Source organism: Streptomyces sp. NPDC003027, assembly GCF_053591435.1.
In genome coordinates, this window is the sequence record NZ_JBSFTU010000028.1 from 68,141 (window position 1) to 88,564 (window position 20,424).

A 20,424-nucleotide genomic window follows, 5' to 3' on the forward strand; every position below is an offset into this window, starting at 1 on the left:
ACGATGGCGGGGGCCGCCGGACGGGGAATCGCTCCCCCGTCCGGCGGCTTGGGGTCACGCTACTTCCACCACGACATAGCAGTCACCGAAGAAGACGCAGTCCGCGCCCTGTCCGGCGGGGATCATGTCGAACGGGTCGGTAACACCTTCGGCCGCGCGTTTCCCCGCCTCTTTGAGGCCGTAATTGTAGACGTCGACGGGGAAGCTGGCCAAGGCGGCGGCACTGCCCACGACGCCGAAGCCCTTGGCAAAGCCGCGTCCCTGGACGGCCTCGCCGCTGGGCGCGGCTCGCTGCGGGGCCTTGGGGTGCAGGTTCGGCGGGACGGCGAACTTCTGACCGGTAACCTCGCTCATCGACTCCGCCGCGATGACGGTCTTGAGGAGGTTGGTCATGGTCTTGTCCAGCACCGGGTTGTCCTTGACCCTTTTGGTGACGGCCCCGGTCACGTCGTCGGAGTTGAGGGCCGTCCACAACTCCTTGGCGTTGTCCAGCGCCACCTTGCGGTCGGCGTCGGAGAGGATGCCCTTGCCGTTCTTGACCTTCTGCTTGCGGTCGTCCTCCAGCAGGTCGCGCAGGCCGCCGAGCTTGGCCATGGCTTTCTCGATGTGCCATTTCTCACCTTTGCCGCCGAAGGGCTTGCCCTCGTTCATCTCCTCGATGAGGGCGGTCCCGGTCTTGCCGTCGCCCTTGACGTCCTTGTCGGCGACGGACTCGCGGATGTACAACTCCTCCACGATGTCCTTGAGGCGCTCGTTCTCCACCTTCGGCATATGGGCCCGGGGTTTTTCCATGCCCGGATTCGGGTTCTTCTTCGGCTTGCTCGGCTTGGGTTTGTAGCGGCCTCCCTCGCAGGTCGTCGGGTTCTTGTTGCACCATTCGCGTTCGTCCGGGTCGTATTTGCCGGACGGATCGCTGCGGCGCAGCGGATTGTTGTGACCGTAGGCGTAACCGCTCAGCTGTTGCGGGTCCTTGAGGTCCATGAGGGGGTCCCCGCTGACGAACCGGCCCAGGGCCGGGTCGTATTCGCGGGCCCCGAGGTGCGTCAAGCCCGTCGTGTCCTGGGTGCCCCCGACGAATCCCCGGTCCGTGGGCCAGGCTCCGGTCGCATTGCCCCTGAGTCCTCCGAAGGGCAGGCTCCGTCGCTGGGCCAGGGCCTGGGTGTCGGCCCTGATCGACAGTTCGCCGGTACCGTGGTGGTCGGCGACGACGAAGGAAACCGTGCCGTCGTCCTGTCGGACCGCGGTGGCGCCTCCCAGGTCATAGCTGCGGCGGGCCGTGATCTTCCCCGTCGCCTGGGTCCAGGTGACCTCCTGTGCGCCGACGTAGAGGGTGGTCGTCCCGGCCTGGCGGCGCAGCAGGCGCATGCCGTCGGCGTCGTACAGGTATTCGCTGGTACCGGTGGCGTCCGCTACCGAGGCCAGGTTGCCCTCGGTGTCCCAGTTCAGCGTCTGGACGCTCTTGCCCGCGAGGCCTCGGGTGCCGGTGTTGCCACCGCCGTCGTACGTGTACGTGTCGGTTCCCGAGACCGCGCCGGTGGAGACCACGGACGTCAGTGTGTTGGGCTGGTTCTTCCCGTTCTCGTCGTAGCGATGGGTGCGCCGGGTGTCGGCGCCGGGGCCGCCGCCCGCCGGGTCGTGGATCGTCTCCGTGTCCCGGTTACCGCCGATGGTGTACGTGTACGAGTGCCAGTACCGGGCAGGTCCGCCGAGCGCTGTCGTGCCCGGGTCGGCGGAGCATTCGCCCTCTGGGGTCCAGGCCTCCGTCAACCGCTGGAGATGGTCGTAGCGGTAGCACTGCCGGTCCGTCCCGAACCGGGAGGTGTCGGTGACGGAAGTGACGTTGCCGGACGGGTCGTAGGCGTACGTGGCGGCGCGGTCGACGCCCGCGACCCCCTCGCGGTCCGTGCGGCTGGAGGCCAGCCGCTGGGTGCCGGCCTCGTAGGTGTTGCTGACCCAGGTCTTCTTGCCGCCTGTGGACAGCTCCAGTTGCAAGGGCTTGCCCGTGTGGGTGTAGGTAACCCCCGTCAGGTAAGTGGACAGGCCCTCGATCGCGACGAGGCGCTGCAGCGCGTCGTAGGTAGGGGTGACCACCTCGGCGGGCAGCGAGCCGGCGGCCGGGAGGCTTGAGGATTTCAAGGTGCCGTCGAGGTTGTAGGTGGTGTTGACCTGCTGGGTGGTGCCGCCCAGCCCGGGCTCGGCGCTCGGGATGCTCAGCGTGGTGCGCAGGGGCCGGTACAGGTTGTCGTAGGCGTTGATCGTCCTCGTGTACTTGGCTCCGCCCGCGCCGCCCACGTAGCGGGTCGAAGAGGTGAGGTAGCCCTTGCGGAGGGTGTCGAAGGTCCAGGACGCCAGCAGCGTGCCGGTCGGTGAGTTCTCCCGAGTTTCGGTGTGCCGGCCGAGGCCGTCGTAGACGAACGCGATCGTCTTCTTGCGGCCGGTGTCGGTGGTGGTGGTGACCCGGTCACGGTCGTCGTAGGTCATCTCGCTGCCGCCCGAGTCGGGGTCGGCGGAGGAGGTCTGGCGGCCCAGCAGGTCGTAGCCGTAGCGGCGGACCGTCTTGTCTGGGGTGGTGACCTTGGTGATCCGGCCGCCCCGGTCGTACTCGTAAGCCGTGCTTTCGTAGGCGCCGGTGGGTGCGGAGCCCTTGAACTCGCGCAGTTCGGTGGTGTTGCCGGCGGCGTCGAGGACCGTCTCGGTCGGGGTGGAGCCCGCGGGCGGGTCCACGGTCACCACGTCGGTGCTGTATGAGGTGGTGGTGCGGCTGAGCTCGGTGCCCTCGCCGTTGCCCCGCAGGGTGCGGGTCATGGTGTTCCGGCCCAGGCCGTCGTACTGGTGGACGGTCTGGGTGTCGATGTCGCCCTGCGCGGTGACGCCGAAGAGCGTCGGCTCCGGGGCGCCGAGAGAGTAGTAGGGGGCGAAGACGCGTTTGACGAGGCCGCGATCGTCGTAGAAGGTGTCGTCGATCAGGCGTCCACCGTCGGGGCCGGCGGACTGCGACTGGCGGGGCCGCAGCCAGCCGTCGTACAAGATGTACGAGGTGATCTGGCTGCCGTCGTTGGCGAGCTTCTTGGCTCCGATCGCGGCGATCTTGCCTTCGGCGATCCGGTAGGTGTACTCAAGGCTCGGGGTGGGGCTCGATCCCTTGGGCCGGTTGGCCAGCCAGGCCTTGGTGAGGCGGCCGAGGGCGTCGTACTCGACCTCGCTGCGCTTGCCGTTGGCGTCGATGGCGGCTGTCGTCAGCGAGCGGACCGGGTCGAACTCGGTGGTGACGGTCTGGGTGGTCGCGGAGTTGCCCACGACAGCAGCCGGTCCTGTGATCTTGACGGTGCCCGGGGTGGTGGTGGTCGCGGCGGTGTACACCGTTGTGGTGGTAGCTCCGCCGGGCGCCGTGGTGGAGGTGATGCGGCCGAAGCCGTCGTGGGCGTTGTCGGTCGCCCGGTAGCGCGGGGTCGTCCCGGCCCAGCCGGTCAGTTCCTCCTGTCGAGTGACCAGACCCCGGGTGGGGGACGCGCCGAAGGGGAGCTTGTCGTAGGTGTTCCGCTTCCGGGCCAGGACGTGCGCCGGATAGGTCACCGCCGTCCCGCAGGCCACGTCGAGGACCTCGACCTGCTTGGGCAAGGCGAGGATCCAGGCCGTCGTGTTGTCTGCGTACTGGGTGGTGGTGCACTCCTCGTCGCCGGTGGTGGGCTCGCCGAGGTCGGTGACGGCGGTGGCCCGGCCGTACTCGTCGAAATCGGTGCGCGTCCCGGTCTCCCGGTACGTGTCGTCTCGCTTGCGGACCCAGGTCCGCGTGGACTCGGTGCCGGTGAGGTTGGCGGTGACGGTGCCCCAGTCGCGGACCCGTTTGGCGGTTTCCTTGCGCCACGGGGTGTTCACCACCCGGGACTCGACCATGTCGGAAGGACCGTTGAACGTGACGGTTCGGTACTCGAAGCCCTGGTGCGCCTCGTGGTCGACGAGGGTGCCGCCCTCACCGTCCGGGAGGCTGACCTCCTTGGTGCCGCCGTCCGGGCCCTTGCGGTCTCCGTCCATGCCGCGCAGGAACTGGTGTTCGGACTTGGTACGCATCCCGTCCCAGCCGCCGGCCTCCACGACGACCCGGCCGTAACCGTTCCACTGCGACCAGGTCTTGTGCTTCTCCTTGGTCAGGCCGTCGTCGTCGGCCCAGTGCCAGGCCGCGCCGTCGAGGTAGGAGTAGCGGGTCACCATGTCGTCGGCGCCGCCGGTGCGGTCGGTCGCGGAGACCTGCGTGACCACGTACTTGTTGAACCACTCGCGGACCGGGTCGGCCGAGCCTGGCGGCTGCCAGTACTGCGGGAAGCAGCGGGTGGTGTTGGTCTCCGGGGTCGGCAGCGCGTCGAAGGAGCAGTCGGGTGCGGAGTATGCCACGTCCAGGGAGCCGCCGGACTCGTCGGAGATGTTGGACAGCCGGTACTTGATGAACGGGGCGATGCCGTCGCCCAGCCGGTCGAGCCGGTTGGGGTCCTGCCGGTAGCCGAAGGTGACCGAAGGCAGCGCGATCGGGGTCGTGCCGGACAGCCCGGTGTGCCGGACGGAGGTCAGCAGCAGCGACCGGTCGATGTCCGCGTCGCCCCAGGCGTGGGAAAGGTGCCAGGCGTCGGCGCTCGCGTAGCTCCCGGACGGCTGGAGGATCTGCGTGGTGATCTTCGTCAGGCGCTTGCGGGTCCAGAAGCTCGGGGTGAAGCGCCCCTTGTCACAGTCGGTTGCGCTCGCGCAGTTCAGGTACCAGGGGGTGTCCTCCCACCGGTTCGGGTTCGTCTCGATCTCGCCGGGCTCACAGGCACCGGCGGCGGGGTCGAGGCAGCGCTCGGCATTGACGAAGTCGATCCGGCCGGTGGCCTTGGCGGTGAGCATGGTGTCGGACCGCTGGCCGTACTCGATGTGGTGCAGAGTGCCTCCCCGCTCATAGGGGGTGTCGTCGGCGGCGACCCGGTTACGTCCGTAGGAGTTGGTCTCCGGCTCGTACCAGTACGACATGGCGTTGCCGTTGGTGTCGACGACGTAGTCCAGGTTCCACCGCCATGCCTGTCGGCACCAGGACGCAGCGAACGTGGCCTTGTTGCACGGTTCGCCCGTGTTGTTGCCGAAGACCGGGACCGTCCAGGTGGACTTGGTCTCGGGCTTCCCCGAGGCCCAGCCGGGCAGATGGTTCCGGCCGAAGAAGTACTGGAGGCCGTCGGTGGTGGTCACCTTCCAGTACTCGCCGTCGTCGTCGCGGTTCCCGGTGACGGTCGCGTCCCGCAGGCGTTCGACCCGGGTGCCGTCGTCGTTGCGGATCCGCCAGGTGTCCGCTCCGGTCGGGATCAGCTCGCCGGCACGCCCGTTGAAGGAGATCGTGGCGTTGTCGTAGCCCCAGCACAGGTCACCGGGGGCGTCGTCCTTGCTCCACGTGCCGTCCTCCGAGCACGCCTTGTAGCGCCGCTCGATGAATCCGGTGTTCATGTCGAAGCCGGCGCCGACCCACGAGCCCTGGTTGTTGGTCGCGGAGGTCTGCCCGTCCACGCTGCCTGAGGAGTAGTCCAGCGCCAGCTTGGGCACCAGCCCGCCCGGCACAGTCGGTGGGGCGAGCGGGTACGACCAAGAGAAGTCGCCGGTCTGCAGGCTCGTCTGCCAGGCCGCCGACGAGGACAGCGGCGTGGCCCCGTAGTCACCGCCGACGGTCCCGGAGTCCGAGCCGGCCGCGACGGCGGCGAGCACCATCGGGGCGCCGGCGGACTTGAGCGGCACGCCCGTCGCGGAGAGCGAGTGCCGCTCGGTGTCATTGCCGCCCGGCAGCGGCGTGCCTTCACGGCACGCGGACCGCCGGGGGGTAGTGAGTGCGCAGGCAGGCAGGGAGACCAGTCTCAAGCGCTGCCCGTAGCCGCCACCGAAGGCCTCGTCGAACGAGGAGTAGTCAACGGTGACGTCGACTCGGCCGGTAGTGCCAGACGCTCCGGCCACGGACAGGAGCAGCCCGTCGATGCCGGCGGCCCGGGCCTGTTCGGACGTGTGGACGCGAACGGTGGCGGTGCCAGGACCGGTCGATCCGGCTCCGGGAGTCCGGCGCAGGCCGATCGGCAGACTCGGGACGGCGACGGCGTCCGGCCTCGCGGCGGAGAGCGGCCGGCCGGTGGAACGGGACCGGTCGAGGATGGCGCCGGCTATCAAGCCCTGTGCGTTCGTCGGATCGTCGAGGTCGACGGTGGCCGAGCCGGCCCGCAGGAGTTCGTCGCGCGCCGCACGCCGCGGTCCGGTCGGCAGTCCGGAGCCGCGCCGGGACTCGATGCCCTGGGCGCGGCCCGCGACGGGCTTGTCCGTGTCGATCGTGCCGGGACGGCCGGTGCCGGCAGGCAGGGCGGTGGCGGGCGCTGCCTGTATGAGCGAACTCGCCATCAGGGCGGCCGCCGCCAGGGCGGCGTACCGGTGGATACGGGTCGCTCGGGGCGGCCTCGTGGGTCTGGACAACCCGGTGGTTCCTTTCGTGGTGCGTAACGGGTCCGGCCCCGGGCGCGGAGGAGTGGTGACGTCGGCGTCCGGGGCCGGGAGCACGGAAACAGGGCCGTGCGGAATGGGTCAATCGGGTGACGGGGCAGGTTTGAGTCAGGGCCCGGGGACGGTACCCAGCTCCTCACCGTTGCCGAGCTTGGCAATCTGCGCGTCTCCGGCGACGCCGGAGAACACCCAGACGTCGTCTATGACGCCAGGCCAGTACTCGCCGAGAATGCCGTTCTCCTTGTTCCGGCCGAACTGGAGGGATTTCGTCGCCTGGAACGTCCTGACATTGCCCCGCCAGGAAGTGGCCGCTGCCACCTGCTCCAGCCGGCCGTTGACGTAGAGCCTGATCTCGTCGGCAAAGGCGTCGTAGACGACCGCGAGGTGGTCCCAGTCGAAATCGCTCTGGAAGGCGCTGTGGCCGATGGCCGGTCGTGTCGCACCCGCCGCGTCCGCCGTCGGGACCTCCAGCTGGTAGCCGCCGCTGTTTGCGGGATCGGCCGGATCGGGGGCGTACCGGACGGTGAAGGCGCTGTTGTAGGCGCCCTCCGCAGACAGGACAGTAACCTTCTTCTGCGGGCGGGAGGCGGTGTTCACCCAGGCAGTCGCGGTGAAGCTGTCCCGTGTGTCCACGGGCAGCGAGGCAGTTGCCGCATAGTCGTCGACACCGTCGAGGACGAGGCCGCCGGCGCCGACCCAGCCGGCTCCGGGGGTGACGGCTGCCTGGCCGCCGAGCACAGCGGGGCGCTTGCCCGGGCTGTCGTCAGGGGAGGCCGGCGGGGTGCCGGTCGCGCCGTTGAACGTCCAGCGGCCCTTGACCTGCGGGTGCTGCTTGAACAGGTCACCGGCCTCCTCCGGGGCGACCACCCGGTCGTACAGCCGGACGTCGTCGATCTGCCCCTTGAAGAACGCGCCGGGCTTGCCGCCGTAGGAACCGGCCCCGACCAGCACCGGGCCGGCGGCATCGATCGGCGTAGCGGTGTACGCCACCTGCGAGACCAGGTTGCCGTCGACGAACAGCCGCAGCTGTTTGGCGGTCGCGTCGTACACGCCGACCAGGTGGTGCCACTCATCGCCAGGGAAGACCTGCTCGCCCGGCGGCTTGCCTAGGTTGGCCATCGCCCCAGTGGGCTGTGCGTCGGCGGTGTCGGCGGTGTACCGGTTGAACACCCAGCGGCGCAAGGAGCCCGAGTAGTACAGCTCGAAGCCGCTCTTCTGCGCGGCCGCCTGGGTGGCGATGATCTGCGCCGCATCGGACTCCGTCTTCGGGAGCCGAGCCCAGGCGGAGACAGAGAAGCTCTGCAGCGTGTTCAACTGCGGTTCTGATGTGCTCGCGTACGAGGCGGCCGGAGCGCTCAGGTCGAGAGCACCGGCGACCGGGCCCCGCGCGCCGAAGGTCGCGGCTTCCTTGAGGGTAAGCGGGTGAACGGGGCTGGAACCCGCGATGACGGAGGAGCTGGCCGCGTCATCGAGGTGCCAGATGGCCTTGGCCGGACGACCCGTGGTGACCGTCCGGCCCTGCGCCAGCAGCGCCACATCTGCGGCACCGAGCGCGCGGTCGAAGACTGCGGTCTCGTCAACGGCGCCGTTGACGTGGTCCACGTAGTTCCCGTTGTACTTCGCCCGGCCGATCTGGAGCTGGCCGGCCGCGTACCACGGGGCGGTGACCGGGGAACTGTCCTGGAGGACACCGTTGACATACAGGCGGTACTCCTTGGCCACACTGTCGCGGACTGAGACCAGATGCGTCCAGACTCCGGTCTCCGGCGCGGCGGTTGAGAGCGCCTGCTGAGTGTAGAAGACGGCTCCCGAGCCGTCCTTGGTGGGAGCGCGTAGGGCCCAGCGCTGCGTGTACCCCTCGTAGCCGAGGTAAAACCCTGCGTGGCTGGAGCCGTTGACGCTCACCACGGTCTGGGTACCCGTGAGCGCGTCGAGGCGGGCCCAGGTGGAGACCGTGAAGTCGCCGTCGGACGCGATGAGATTCGGGCCGGCCTCGACGGCGGCGTCGGTTCCGTTGAGCCGGACCGCCGCGCCCGCCGTGCCCGGTTCGCCGAGGACGGCCCCGCCGACGGGCGCGGCGGGCCGGTCACCGCCGATCCCCGGGTCGGCGGTCGCGCCGGCCGCCGGGTCGAGGCTCCAGGTCGCCCGCTCGGGTTGACCGGCGGAGACCCTGAAGGTGTAGGTCCCGATGGTGCTGGCGTTGTTGTTGGCGTCCCATGCCTTGACGTAGAGGTGGTTCACACCGACGCGGGTCGGCATCAGATCGATGGTGACCGGACCGCCGGGCGCCGCGGGCTTGCGCTCGTTTGCAGCGCTCGGCTCCGCGTTCAGGCCGAACTGGTACTTGGCCACATCCGAGGCGATGGAGTCGATGGTGAACCGACCGTACCGGCCGACCCCATCGAGCCAGGGATCGAGGGGATTGGAGGAGTCGGACGGAGGGTACTGCTGCGAGGTGACGGTCGGAGCCTCGGGGACCTTGGAGTCATAGGTGAGGTAGCACGCGGTCTGGTCGTCGCCCTCGTAGCTCCACGGGCCCCAGAGCCGGTTGTCGGAGGTCCTCACGCTCCACGCGACAGTCTTGTTCTGCGGGATCGTGGACGGCAGGTTGATCGTGAACGACTGGCCGGAGGCCTTGGGGCCGATCCGGCCGGAACTCCAGTGCGTCTTCCACCCGTCACCGGCGTCCCAGTCGACCTTGAACTCGGCGTAGACCTGGTCGTTGTCCGGGTCGGTGAGCACCGCGGTCGCCTTGGGGATGACGTTGACCGGCTTGGCGGCGACGGTACAGGACCCACCCGGGCTCATGGTCAGCTGGCTCTGCTTCGGTCGTTGCGGCGGGTTGTTGTACTCCACCCGCAGGAAGGCGGCGGAGGAGAACCGCTTCCACATCTGCTCGGCGTTCTCGTTCGGCGCCTTCAGACCGAAGGTGAGCGAGGTCTGCTTGTTCGCCGCGGCCCACACGACCGCGTCCTTCGCGTTGAACTCGACATCACCGTCGGGACAGGAGGCCGTGGCCCCCTTGGCCGCCATCACCGTCGGCATCTGGTCGATCCAAAAGCCGGACGCTGCCGTAGTGTTCCAGTTCGTCGACCTGGTGAGCGGCTTCGTCCGCCAGAACTCGACCGGCTGCTTGGTGCAGTTGTAGGCGTGGGTCTCGCGGACCACGAACTCGGCGCTGTCGATGCTCTTGCCAGCGAAGCTGGTCACCGGCACCTGGTAGAGGAGGCGCTTGGCATCGTTCGGGGCGCACTGCATGCCGGTGAAGTTCGGCGGGCAGAAGCCGAGGCCCGCGTCCTCCTTGCCGTCGAACTGATAGAAGGACGAGCTCGGATACGCGCGGGAGACCATCGCCCAGCCGGTGGCCCGGGGCGACGACCAGGTCGGGTCGATGAAGACCGGGTAGCGGGTCTCGGCCCCCCTGAGCAAGGCGGTGTCCGGGGTCAGCTCCACAGCCCCGGAATCGACGGTCGCACCGACCGGGGCGATCCGTGAGGTCTCGGCCGGGCCGTCGAGCAGCTCGGGGTCGACGGGGCCGGCCTCCGTCGGCGCGGAGGATTTGGACTCGGCGGTCCGTACGGCAGCTGCCTTGTTCGTCGTGTTGGGGGCTGTAGAGGTGTCGGGCGACGGCCCGCCGGAATCCCACATCGTGGGGCGGGGGGCCTCGAAGGCGACGCCGCCGGCCTGGGCATCGACCGCCTCCAGGCCGCCGTCCTGCGTGCCGCGGACCATCAGCCCCTTGCCGGAGACGGGCATTCGCAGCTTGTCCAGGCGGGGATCGGCGGCGGCCTTCGCGTTCTTGACCACGAGAACCTGGGAGAAGCCGTCGGCGTCGGCGGACACCCGCAGATCGATGTCAGGCAACACGTCGGGGTAAGTGGCAGCGGATCCGGAGAGCACCGGTGGAGGCAGGGAACCCGGCCAGTTCAGCGCCAGTTCGCGGCCGGCCCGGTTCATCCGGACCAGCGGACCGGCGCCGCCCCCGGAGAAAACGACGTCCGTGGCGGTGGCCACGGGTGCGATAGCCCCGTCTGGTCGGGCGCGGAGGGTGGTGTCGATGTCCACCCAGGTAGCCCCCTTACGGGTGCGCACCGGTTGCAGGTGGGTGATCTCGGTTAGGGTGCCGCCTGGATTGGCGTACACCTCGCGGGTCGGGCCGCGTTCGGTCTCGACCTCAACGCGCTCGCCGGTCCGCTTGGCCTCGTCCCTGGCGCGCGACACGGCATCGGCCGGGGACCCGGCGAGGGCCGGCGGGATGCTTGAGGCTGCCGCAGCAGCGCCGCTGGGAGTCGTCACCGCGCCGGCCGGCACGGCGGACCCCGATATGAGTCCGGTGATCAGGGCACCGACCACCAGGGAGGCGGCGCCGGATGCGGCTGCCCCCCTCGTTCTTAGAGCCACGCGTTCCACTTCCATGCGAGCCGCAGGCCGGTCAAGCCATGCGGAGGAGATGAGAGCTGGCGTGGGCGAACAGCGGCGGGAGGCCTGTGGCCGCCCCGCCGCACCGTCTCGTCGCGCCCCCCGCACACCCGTAGGCCGTTGGGCCCACGGTCTCTTGAATTGTTCATGCTGAGACGGTGATCACTATCGGTGGCCAGTGAAATCCGGTCAAGGTGATTCTGGCAACAAATTGCTTTGCAGTACGGCTGAAAGGCGCCGATTTGGGCACCGGGTGGGGCGCTCGGGCTGGTCGGCGGCAAGATCGTTAGTGGGTGATCGGTCGTCAGTGCCAGCGTCCACGGCCGTTGTCGTTTCGTGGGGGTGTGGTTGAGGTGCGGAAGGCGGCGGGTGCTGGGGTATCCGGGACTGGTTGAGATCCGGGAACTTCTCGCCGAGCAGACCACGTGGTCGGAGAAGCGCAAGACACTCAGTCCGGCGGACCGTGCCGGAGTGGACGCCGTCACCACCGAGTGCACCCAGGCGCTGGAGCGGCTGCGGGGCGGTCGATGACGGAGGTCGACCGGACCCGGTACGTCCTGTCGGAGGCGGAGAAGGAGCGAATCTGTGTTTCGAGCACCCCGTCGCCATCGCCCGGCTGCACGCCCTGTGGCTGGCCTGGCAGGAACTCACCGACCCGGCCACCTGCGGCTACACCGGCCCCTCGGTGTGGCACCGGGACCACTACGACCCCTGCATCCGCGAGCTGCGCTCCTCCACCGGCCCCTTCGGGGGCTGTGTCAAGGGCGAGCACCAGATCAACCACCGCCTGCCCGGGGCGGTGCCAAGCGCCTGGCGGCAGGCTGAAAGCTGAACGAGCCGCCGACGGTTGCAGCCGGCTTCCTCGCGGCCTTCGGCTGCTCAGCGTGCACGAGCTTGACGGTGCCGCCGGCTCGGGTGGCACCGTCAAGCTCGAAGACCGGCGGCACGTCCTACGAACCAAGCTTGTGTGACGGCGCCGCTCGGCAGCTGGCCCCGTATCGAGCTCCGGGGGCCGGGACGGAGCGCCAGCTGGGCGTTCGCAGTGCACTCAACTTGAACCGAACCATGCAATTGGCATGCGTAGGCCAGGCGTCGCGTCCGGTTGTGGCGCTGTCGGTAGTCCAATCGGCGTAACGAATCCGTGGGCACGCTCAAAGTTGACGATGCCGTCGGCAAAGTTTGCTGTTTCGAATGAAACCCGACTGCCGCAGAACTCCGCATTCGGGAATATGACCGCACCTCCGGAAAACTCGGAGCCATGGAAGTCTACCGCGCCATCAGAGAATGACACTTCCTCGAATGAGACCTCGCCTGCAGAGAACTCTGTCTCTCTGAAATGGGCATTTGCGCCACTGAATCTAGACGAGTAAAAGGAGACATCTGCCCCAGAGAAGCTGGTGTCCTGGAAAACTAGTCTCCCATGGTTCAGGTGCGCCTCTTCGAAGGAGACTCGACCGTCAGAGAACTGGGCGCCATCGAAGCGTACGCCTGCGCCGCGCAACGTCACTCTATCCAGCGTGACTAGGCTGCCCACAAACCGGGCGTCGATGAAGGACACCTGGCCGGCGGCAATCTGAGCGTCGTCGAAGTGCACGAACCCACCGGAGAATTGCGCGTCGTTGAATGATGTCGCCCCTCGGTCGCTCAAAAATTTGGCACCGTAGAAGTTTACTATGCTGCCCGCGAATCGAGCGCGAGTAAAAGAAACCTGACCTCCCGTGAATTGGGTCCTTTCGAAGGATATTGAGCCCGACAGGAATCGGGCGTCGTTCAAGCGCACCGCCCCTCCCGAGAAGCGCGCGCCGATGAAGGAGACGTTACCGCCGTGGAACCTAGCGCCGGAGAAGTCGACCGTGCCACCGCTGAAGTGCGTTGAGCGGAAGGAAATGTGCCCGTCCGTGAAGCGCGCGCCAATGAAGCTGACAGTCCCAGCGGAGAAGACGGCGCCGGAGAAGTCCCCACCGTCGAAGGTGACGTTCGTGAAGTCGAAGTCCTGGCCTTGCCACGAATGTGGGTGATCATGAGGAAGGCGAAGGTGATCGCGGACGATGCGGATAGTTGTATGTCGGACCTCGCGCATGGCTAGGAAAGCGTGACGAGCCTGCTCGTCACCGGGAGTGAGATCCTCTTCAGACATGTAGGGCAGGCGGAGGTAGGCGCATAGAACGTCGATGCATGTCTGCCGGAGATCGGCGGTGGGTGCGTCGTCAGCGAGCCCCGCCAGAGCATGGATGCCGCCCAGCCGAACGGCAGCGGATTCGCTGCCCAGCTGCTCTACTGCGGCCGTAAAGCGCTCAGTGTGCAACCTGGTCGTGTCGTGAAGGGCGCCAGCCTCATCGACGCGCTGACGCCGGTAGGCGACAACGAGCGCGACGAGGGCACCGGCCCCTGCCACGACTCCGAAGGATAGTTTGACGAGGTCGAACAGCGTCTTGGAGTCGATGCGTTTCTCGCCCTTGATGTCCTGGACGCCGAGGAGACCCCAGCCGATGTAGAACACGGTGCTCGCGATGGCGACCGCGGTAATGAAGGCGACAGTGAGGACAGGACCGATCGGCCACAGACGTAGCCCAAGCCGCTGGCGACGCGAGGAGTTCGAGATCACGACAGCCCAGACTCTCGAAAGCAACTGACGGTTGCAGGGTGACACCTTCCAGACAGATGCAGGGCTGGAATCCGCAGCTAGCGTGCGGGCCCAGCGCGCTGGCGGTCATCGTGTCGGGTCAGACCGGTGCGGGCAAGACCCCCTATGAGGGACGCCACGAGGGACGGGCTCGGCGCGAGCGCCCTGCTTGCACGACCGCTGCTCCACCCAGCGGCCGACGCAGCAGGGCGCTCAGTCCTGGGGGCCTTGTGGCCGGCCGGAGCCCTCCCCACGGTTCGGCCGAGCGCGGCCAGAGCCCGCTCCCCGACCAGCACCAAGGCTACGGTCACGCCTCCCCGCCACGAGGGTGGAGCACGCACAGCCTGCCCCGAGCGCAGCGCAGGCGCGGTCTCCGCCGCTGACGCACGATGCTCGCCACTCCCCAGCCCGGGCACAGGCGAACATCGACGCAAGAGGAGTGGCCTGCCAGGGCGGAGTCATTCGGCGATTGGATCTGCTCCGTGCGCTGCGGCGATGGCGTCGATGCGGCGCGCTAGGTCGAAATCTGCGGCGGTCAGCCTGTGGCCGACGTCGTGGGTGGTGATGCCGAATCGGATCTTGCCCCACCTCAGGTCGATGTCGGCGTGGTGGCCGATCAGCCGCTCGACGTCCGCGACGTGCACGATCATCGCGACGCCGCCGTGGTAGCGGATCGAGTACGCGCGGGTGATCTCGTCGCCCTCGCGGCACCACCCCGGCGCCTCCGCGAGTGCGGTGGCGATCTGTTCCTCGGTCAGCGGCACCTTGTCGGTCACGTCAGCTCCCCTCCGTCACGGGCGCCAGCACCTCGGCGAGGTCCCGCCCGACCGGGGCATCGTGCCACGGGCGCATCGCCCGCTCCAGGGTGACCAACTCCCGCCGTATCCGGGCCGAGCCGGTTTCGATTGCGATCTCCACCACCGTCCGCGCGATCTCCAGAGCCTGGTCCGGTTCCTTCGCGGCCGCGGCCGCGGTGGCGTGCCTGGCCAGGTACACGCCGCGGTCCCGGCGCGCGGTCGCGGGCACGGCCTCGAGGACCTGCGCCCACAGCGTGCCGGCCTCCGTACCGAGCCCCAGACGGCCGTAGCAGGTGGCGCGCTGCACCTCGAGGTAACCCGGAGTCCTGCGGCACGCGTTGCCCCACGGCAGGTCGTCGTCGACTCGGGGCAGGAGCGCGTCGGCCTGGTCGATGAGCTGGTCGACGGCCGCGCGATCGCCGGTGAGGCTGGCCCCGTGGGCCTGCTGCTGCATGGCCATGATCCGCACCTTCGGGACGACCCGGTCGGCGCCGTCGAGGGCTGCCTCGCACAGGTCGATCACCCCGAAGCCATCCCCCAGGTCGGTGCGAACCTGCGCCTGGTTCACCAGGGAGTAGCCGATCAAGTGCGGGTCGCGGGACCGCACCGCCATCTCCTGGGTCACCCCGCGCCAGAACGCCGCCGCGCCCAGATCACCGGCGTCCTGGTAGAGCCAGCCGACGAGCGCGGCGTAGGCGGCGCCGACCCGGAGCAGGCCGCGGCGGACTTCACCCTTGGCCGAGCGGACGAGCTTGTCGATGAGCTGGTACTGCGCGGACACGGTGCCGATGAGGTCGTGAGGGCCGAGGAACATGTCCGCCCGGTAGTGCCCCTCCAGTTGCTGCTGAAAGTAGTCGATCAGCGCGGGGTCGACGTGCTGCGGTGCGATCGGGCCCGGCATGAGGGCGGCTGCCGTGACGGTGACGAACTGGCGTCTCACATCGGCCTCTTCGTGGTGCTCCGGCCGGATCCAGCCCGGCGGCGTCGTGAATCCCAGGTCCTCGGGCCAGCGCCCGAAGGCGTCGTGCAGGACGATCGCGGTCTCCTCCGGCGGCCAGCCCGGCCGATGGCTTTCCCATCGCCGCCAAGTCCTCTCGGACACGGTGAAGTGCGGGTCGTCGAGCAGCTGTTGCCCGTGCGCCTGGAGTCCGGCGGCAGCCTGCTCGACGGTACGCCAGCCGCGCCGCAGCCGTGCGGCCCGGAGTGCGTCGTTGCGGCTCATCCCGCCAGTGTGAGGTGTCATCGCGGTCGCCTTCGGCCGTGGCCACGAGGTGGCCACGCATGGCCACTCGATGGCCTATCTGCTCCATGCCGTGCCCGCCCATCATCGACCCGTAGCCGAAGGGGCGTACAGCGAATGGCCGGGAGAAACGGCACCCAGGCGAAGAAGGCGAAGCGGCGCACCGGCACCGTCGTACGGCGTGACGGGCGCGAGCCGCTCGGGCTCGGCGTGGCGATCGGCATGATGATGACCGAGCGCGGCCTGGTCGCCCCGGCCGCCGGCGGCAGCGTCCTCGCCCAGTTCGACGACATCCTCGCCGCGGCCGCGCCCGAACTCGCCGGGCACGTCCAGGCCGTGGGCTTCGACGCGGACACCGGCCGCCTGGACGTCGCCCCCGACGCGCCCGCGTACGGCACGAAGCTGCGCTGGACCACGCCGCAGCTGATCGCGGCCGTCAACGAGAAGGTCCCCAGCGCGCACATCCGCTCGGTGCACATCCGGCCGCCCGCGTCCAGCGCCACGCAGCCGCCGCAGAGGCGACGCACTACCTGTTCCCGACGCTCGTGCAGCGGCTCACACACCGTCCCGAGGTGCCGCTGCAGTGGAGGTGCCAGCAACTGCTGACCGTCAGCACCGGCGAACAGGTCTGGGGTCTCCTCGACGTCCTTCCCGACGCCTTCGACAAGATCCCGGAGACCTTGGACACGGCGTCCAAAAAGGACCTCGTCAACCGCATCGAGCAAGCAGTGAAGGGGCGTGAGTGGATGGAAAAGATGGCTGCCGATGCAGGTTCGTGACGCCCCGGACAGTGAATCGGAATCTCCCGGCTGGCGCCGCATCACTGCCGGATCAGACTTAGTGAGGGCTACCCCGGTGCAACCAGCCGGGGGACGGTCAGCCGACTGGTCCACGAGAGCGTGCGCTGCTGCACCTTGGGACCTAGGGTCCGAAAGCGTGTAGGCCAGCTTACGAGCAACCCGTCATGGGGCGGCTATGGACGACTCAGAAGCGTCAGAGGACGGGAGGGAGACGGCGGGGGAGCAGTTCAGCTCGTTCACTAAGCGGAACGTCGTGCTGGTAGCTGTGTTCTTCCTGTCCAACCTCCTAACAGCGGTGAGCACTCTGGTTACGGCCGTTACCGTCCTGAGGGAGACACAGGCGGACTGGCGTGCCGCGGAGTACCGGAAGCTCAGGGAGCTCCGAGCGGGCTACACGCTGGAGAAGTTCCAGCAGGAGCTGGGGCCGCCTGTCTTCCGTACGCCTCTCAAACCAGGCAGTGCGCTCGTGCGGAACGTGTATCGACCCAGGGAGCAGTACTGGGTGGAGACAATCTCCAACAAGAACAACGCCACCGTGACGTATGCCGTGACGGCCTGCGATCCGACCTTTCCGCCCGAGTTCTTCTTCAACGAACACAGGATCGTCCTGAACGAGACCACGCTGTCGGAGGTGCTGCCCGCGCTGGAGCAGCGCTATGCGTCACTCAAGATTTACTTCGGACGCACCGGCAGCAGCCCCAACCTCGTGTTCATCGTGTATGGCGGCGGGGGCGGTAGCAACTATCGCCAGTCTGCCTGGGGGCTTAACGACGTCTGCCCCACCTGGCATGCGAAGACCCCTGGGTATGACCAGCAGTCCTCCTGGGCGGAGTGGTATCAGGAGCACCGGCCGGCGGAATCCCCCCCCGGCCATTCCTTTGTCGCTGGGCAGCTGGACGAGGAGGCTACAGACATCATGGCCGAGTCGGTGGTGAACACGTACGCGGAGACGGCATTCTCTGAGGACATGCTCACGTACTACCCGGATCAGATCGGCGTGAGCCGACTCATCGTCCAGTAGCGCCGACTCTCACCAGGATTAATACTGCCGGTAGTTCGTCAGTAACCTGGGCGCCGTGGCAGGACATGCCCGGTCGGTATGGGTCGTGGCAGTTACCTATGATCGGCGCAAGCGACGGCCGTCTTGTGCGGCCGGTAGGCCTCGCCCCCGGAGAGGGAGCGGGGCCCAATGTGCGTCGGTCGCGATCCGCTGCTCGCGTTTCCGCCCGCGGTTGGTGGCCTGCCCGGATATTCGCTCGATGACAACTTCGGTGCTCTCAAGAAGCTAGCTGGGCTCCGGCACCTCGTGCCAGGACAGTCCTTGGAGGAACGCCAGGTCGGGGTGGAGGGCTCGCAGCGAAGCATCGAACAGACGACACAGACGTGAGACTCCAGCGTCCGACACATCGTGAGACTGCCGGCGAAGCCGCAGCCCACGGCAGCAGCGTCCGACACGAGCGGCGAGACCCTACAGCTGCTGTAGATCGGCGCGCTGCTTCTTTACGGCGTAAAGAAGCAGCCTTATCCGCCGTATCCGTCGGCCGTGCATGGCTGACGGCGAACGCCGTAAAGGCGGGCGATGGCAGGTGAAGCCGTCCCACGCCGAAGCAGCCGGTCAGAAGGTCTGCGCATCGGCGGGTGCGGGGTCCAGGGAGTCGAGAAGCTCTCCGAAGTTGCTCTTCTCTTCGTCGTACTCGAAGGTCATCGCGGCGGCGAGCGCTGCCCACCGGTCGGCGCTTCGTCCGCAGCGGTCCAACAGGATCTTCAACGCGACCTCGGGTTCGCTCCGGGAGAGGATCTCGTCGGCGGGGATCTGGAGCAGGTGCTCCAGGGTGTGGTGGCGGGACTTGACGACGGCCCGGTAGATCTCGGAGCGGGAGACGATGTTGCTGGTGGCGGGGGAGCCGAGCCAGGACTGCAGGACGGCCGCGGGTCGGGGTGCTTGGCGAGTCGGCTCTGGGCCGGACCGGGTGGTCGCCAAGGGGACATCCCCGCGGGTGCGGGGAGCAGCGGTGGACAGTGGGGCCGCCGGGCACCGTGCCGGGACCATCCCCGCGCGTGCGGGGAGCAGTTCTTGTGGTCCAGGTCGAGGCCTGGACCGCTGGGACCATCCCCGAGCGTGCGGGGAGCAGCGGTGCAGGCCGGTGAAGGCGCCGCCGTTGGGGGGACCATCCCCGCGCGTGCGGGGAGCAGGCCGACGCAGACGGACAGCGGTTCACCACCACGGGACCATCCCCGCGCGTGCGGGGAGCAGCTAGCAGGGTCTCCTGCCGTGTGTAGACGAAGGGGACCATCCCCGCGCGTGCGGGGAGCAGTCGGTCGAGTCGCCCACCGAGGCCCGCGTCGTGGGACCATCCCCGCGCGTGCGGGGAGCAGGAGGCCGCCGCATGAGCGAGCCGACCCCCGCGGGGACCATCCCCGCGGGTGCGGGGAGCAGATGAGTGACCTGGCCGCCAGCGGGTTGGCGATGGGACCATCCCCGCGGGTGCGGGGAGTAGGTCATCCTCGGTGGCGACGCCGACGTCGACCGGAGAACATCCCCGCGGGTGCGGGGAGCAGCGCCCCGCGAACCAGCGGGAGCGCTTGGGCTCCGGATCATCCCCGCGGGTGCGGGGAGCAGCTTCGTGACCTGCAGGTTCACTCCAGGCCGGGCTGCTTCTGAACCACTTTCACAGAACTCGGCATATCGGACAAGCCCTTCTCCTACGCCGCTCTGGCCTCAACCTAGGTGCCATCACGTCTGGGCCGCAGCGTGGCGACCATCCCCGCGTGTGCGGGGAGCAGTCGAAGATGCCCAGCTGTACAGCATCCACATCGGGACCATTCCCGCGTGTGCGGGGAGCAGTCTTCGTGACCTGCAGGTTCACTGTCGGCCGGGCTGCTTCTGAACCACTTTCACAGAACTCGGCATACCGGACAAGCCCTTCCCCTACGCCACTGTGGCGCCAAGCTAGGTGCCATCAGGTCTGGGCCGCATTGAGGTGACAGAAGCGGCGTGGCGACCGTACCCACGGGTGCGGGGATCAGCCGACAGACGTCCCAGCCAGCTCCAACACCCAGGGGACGTCTCCGCGGGTGCGGGGAGCATGCCTTGCGGTCCGTCGTGTGGGAATGCGGCGAGCAAGTCCTCGGGGAAATTTTCACGAACCAAGAGCGGTCAGTCCGGCTTGCCGGCTCCAGGTGGGCGACAGCTCAGCTCATCCATGAGCGTCCTGAAGGTCTTATCGTCCATGCTGCACAGGATCGCAATCACCACTGACACGCCAGACGGCCGCAGCCCCGTGGTGGAGGCCCCGCTCCCGCTCCCCTTGTAGTTCGAGGCCCGCTACCTCACCAACCAGGAAGCGTTCCACGAGTACGCCCTGTTCATCCTGCGCACGAACGACCGGGCGGAGAAGGCCGTCCACCGCGCCTTCCTGGAGATCCTGCGGCACTGGGACGCCCTGCTCGCCGAGCAGGAGCAGACCTGGGAGACCATGCGCCGCGTCGTCATCAGCGAGCTGGTCGGCGGACTGCGCGAGGAGCTCGCGTCCAGGAACGATGACGTCGCCGCTGTACACGGCCCTCGCCAAACTTCCCTCCCGTCAGTTCGACGTCATCGTCCTGCGCTACATCGGCGACTACGACACCAAGCACATCGCCTGGTACATGGGCCTCACGCCGGGCACGGTCACCCACCACCTCCGCAGGGCGCAGGAGCGCCTCGCCCACCTCCTCCGCCGCCGCTGCACCCGCCCGATCAAGAAGGAGGACACCCTGTGAGCACATGGGAGAAGCGCCTCGCCGCCGCCGACGTCGACGTTCGAGAGACTCGCCGCGCCTTCGACGTCGGCGGCGGGCTGCGCCGTCTAGTGACCTGAGTCGGAGATTCGTCGTTGGTTGGGTATGAGTCGTCCGGGTCCGAAGATTCCGCCGTTGTCGATCACTGATGCAACAACGGGCTGTGCTGGAGGGCTGGGTGCGTCGGCGCTCGACAGCCCAGTCCCTGGCTCAGCGCTCAAGGATCGTTCTGGAGTGCGCTGAGGGGCACTCGATCATGGAGGTGTCGCGCCG

General features: G+C 68.3%; 10 protein-coding genes, 1 pseudogene and 1 CRISPR repeat array. Of the genes and pseudogenes, 5 read left to right on the forward strand and 6 right to left on the reverse strand.

The features are described from left to right. Positions 1 to 54: 54 nt before the first annotated feature. Both ACWDX6_RS20725 and ACWDX6_RS20730 read right to left on the reverse strand, forming a co-directional pair. On the reverse strand, positions 55 to 6,465 hold the full coding sequence (locus ACWDX6_RS20725) for an RHS repeat domain-containing protein (protein ID WP_451486346.1): 6,411 nt from the start codon (positions 6,463 to 6,465) through the stop codon (positions 55 to 57). 135 nt (positions 6,466 to 6,600) lie between these two features. Then, on the reverse strand, positions 6,601 to 10,356 hold the full coding sequence (locus tag ACWDX6_RS20730; protein WP_451486347.1) for a LamG-like jellyroll fold domain-containing protein: 3,756 nt from the start codon (positions 10,354 to 10,356) through the stop codon (positions 6,601 to 6,603). Between the two features lie 1,018 nt (positions 10,357 to 11,374). On the opposite strand from ACWDX6_RS20730, the gene ACWDX6_RS20735 reads away from it, so the two are divergent. Beyond that, positions 11,375 to 11,743 carry a DUF4913 domain-containing protein gene (locus ACWDX6_RS20735; protein ID WP_451486348.1) on the forward strand — a complete coding sequence of 123 codons (369 nt, stop codon included), beginning with the start codon at positions 11,375 to 11,377 and terminating at the stop codon, positions 11,741 to 11,743. A 216-nt stretch (positions 11,744 to 11,959) separates the two neighbouring features. On the opposite strand, the gene ACWDX6_RS20740 is transcribed toward ACWDX6_RS20735, so the two are convergent. The 3 genes from ACWDX6_RS20740 to ACWDX6_RS20750 all read right to left on the reverse strand — a co-directional run bounded on the left by ACWDX6_RS20740 (position 11,960) and on the right by ACWDX6_RS20750 (position 15,553). Beyond that, positions 11,960 to 13,516 (reverse strand): pentapeptide repeat-containing protein, encoded by a 1,557-nt coding sequence (locus ACWDX6_RS20740; RefSeq protein WP_451486349.1) that lies wholly within the window; start codon positions 13,514 to 13,516, stop codon positions 11,960 to 11,962. 476 nt (positions 13,517 to 13,992) lie between these two features. After that, complete coding sequence (locus ACWDX6_RS20745; RefSeq protein ID WP_451486350.1) at positions 13,993 to 14,310, reverse strand: 4a-hydroxytetrahydrobiopterin dehydratase; 318 nt, start codon at positions 14,308 to 14,310, stop codon at positions 13,993 to 13,995. A gap of 1 nt (position 14,311) precedes the next feature. Next, positions 14,312 to 15,553, reverse strand: a complete 1,242-nt coding sequence (locus tag ACWDX6_RS20750) for a Twin-arginine translocation pathway signal (RefSeq protein ID WP_451486351.1) — start codon at positions 15,551 to 15,553, stop codon at positions 14,312 to 14,314. A 246-nt stretch (positions 15,554 to 15,799) separates the two neighbouring features. Here ACWDX6_RS20750 and ACWDX6_RS20755 point away from each other — a divergent pair, with 246 nt between their 5' ends. From ACWDX6_RS20755 to ACWDX6_RS20765, 3 genes and pseudogenes are all read left to right on the forward strand, one after another. Beyond that, on the forward strand, positions 15,800 to 16,177 hold the full coding sequence (locus ACWDX6_RS20755; RefSeq protein WP_451486358.1) for a DciA family protein: 378 nt from the start codon (positions 15,800 to 15,802) through the stop codon (positions 16,175 to 16,177). Beyond that, positions 16,069 to 16,350 (forward strand): annotated as a pseudogene (locus tag ACWDX6_RS20760) (hypothetical protein); the annotation flags it as partial. The gene ACWDX6_RS20755 and the pseudogene ACWDX6_RS20760, both read left to right, overlap by 109 nt. A 196-nt stretch (positions 16,351 to 16,546) precedes the next feature. Beyond that, positions 16,547 to 17,392: an ETEC_3214 domain-containing protein gene (locus ACWDX6_RS20765; protein WP_451486352.1), complete on the forward strand. Its 846-nt coding sequence runs from the start codon at positions 16,547 to 16,549 to the stop codon at positions 17,390 to 17,392. A 594-nt stretch (positions 17,393 to 17,986) separates the two neighbouring features. Here the strand turns inward: ACWDX6_RS20765 and ACWDX6_RS20770 are convergent. Next, positions 17,987 to 18,352 carry a hypothetical protein gene (locus ACWDX6_RS20770; protein WP_451486353.1) on the reverse strand — a complete coding sequence of 122 codons (366 nt, stop codon included), beginning with the start codon at positions 18,350 to 18,352 and terminating at the stop codon, positions 17,987 to 17,989. Further along, positions 18,353 to 18,992: a CRISPR direct-repeat array (repeat unit 29 nt; unit sequence GGGACCATCCCCGCGCGTGCGGGGAGCAG). Positions 18,993 to 19,911: 919 nt separating this feature from the next. On the opposite strand from ACWDX6_RS20770, the gene ACWDX6_RS20775 reads away from it, so the two are divergent. Then, positions 19,912 to 20,133 carry an RNA polymerase sigma factor gene (locus tag ACWDX6_RS20775; RefSeq protein WP_451486354.1) on the forward strand — a complete coding sequence of 74 codons (222 nt, stop codon included), beginning with the start codon at positions 19,912 to 19,914 and terminating at the stop codon, positions 20,131 to 20,133. The last annotated feature ends 291 nt before the right edge of the window (positions 20,134 to 20,424 follow it).

Coding starts and splice junctions, on each gene's coding strand:
- ACWDX6_RS20765 (WP_451486352.1), top strand. CDS start 16,547: ATGGACGACTCAGAAGCGTCAGAGGACGGGAGGGAGACGGCGGGGGAG.
- ACWDX6_RS20755 (WP_451486358.1), top strand. CDS start 15,800: ATGACCGAGCGCGGCCTGGTCGCCCCGGCCGCCGGCGGCAGCGTCCTC.
- ACWDX6_RS20775 (WP_451486354.1), top strand. CDS start 19,912: ATGACGTCGCCGCTGTACACGGCCCTCGCCAAACTTCCCTCCCGTCAG.
- ACWDX6_RS20750 (WP_451486351.1), bottom strand. CDS start 15,553: ATGAGCCGCAACGACGCACTCCGGGCCGCACGGCTGCGGCGCGGCTGG.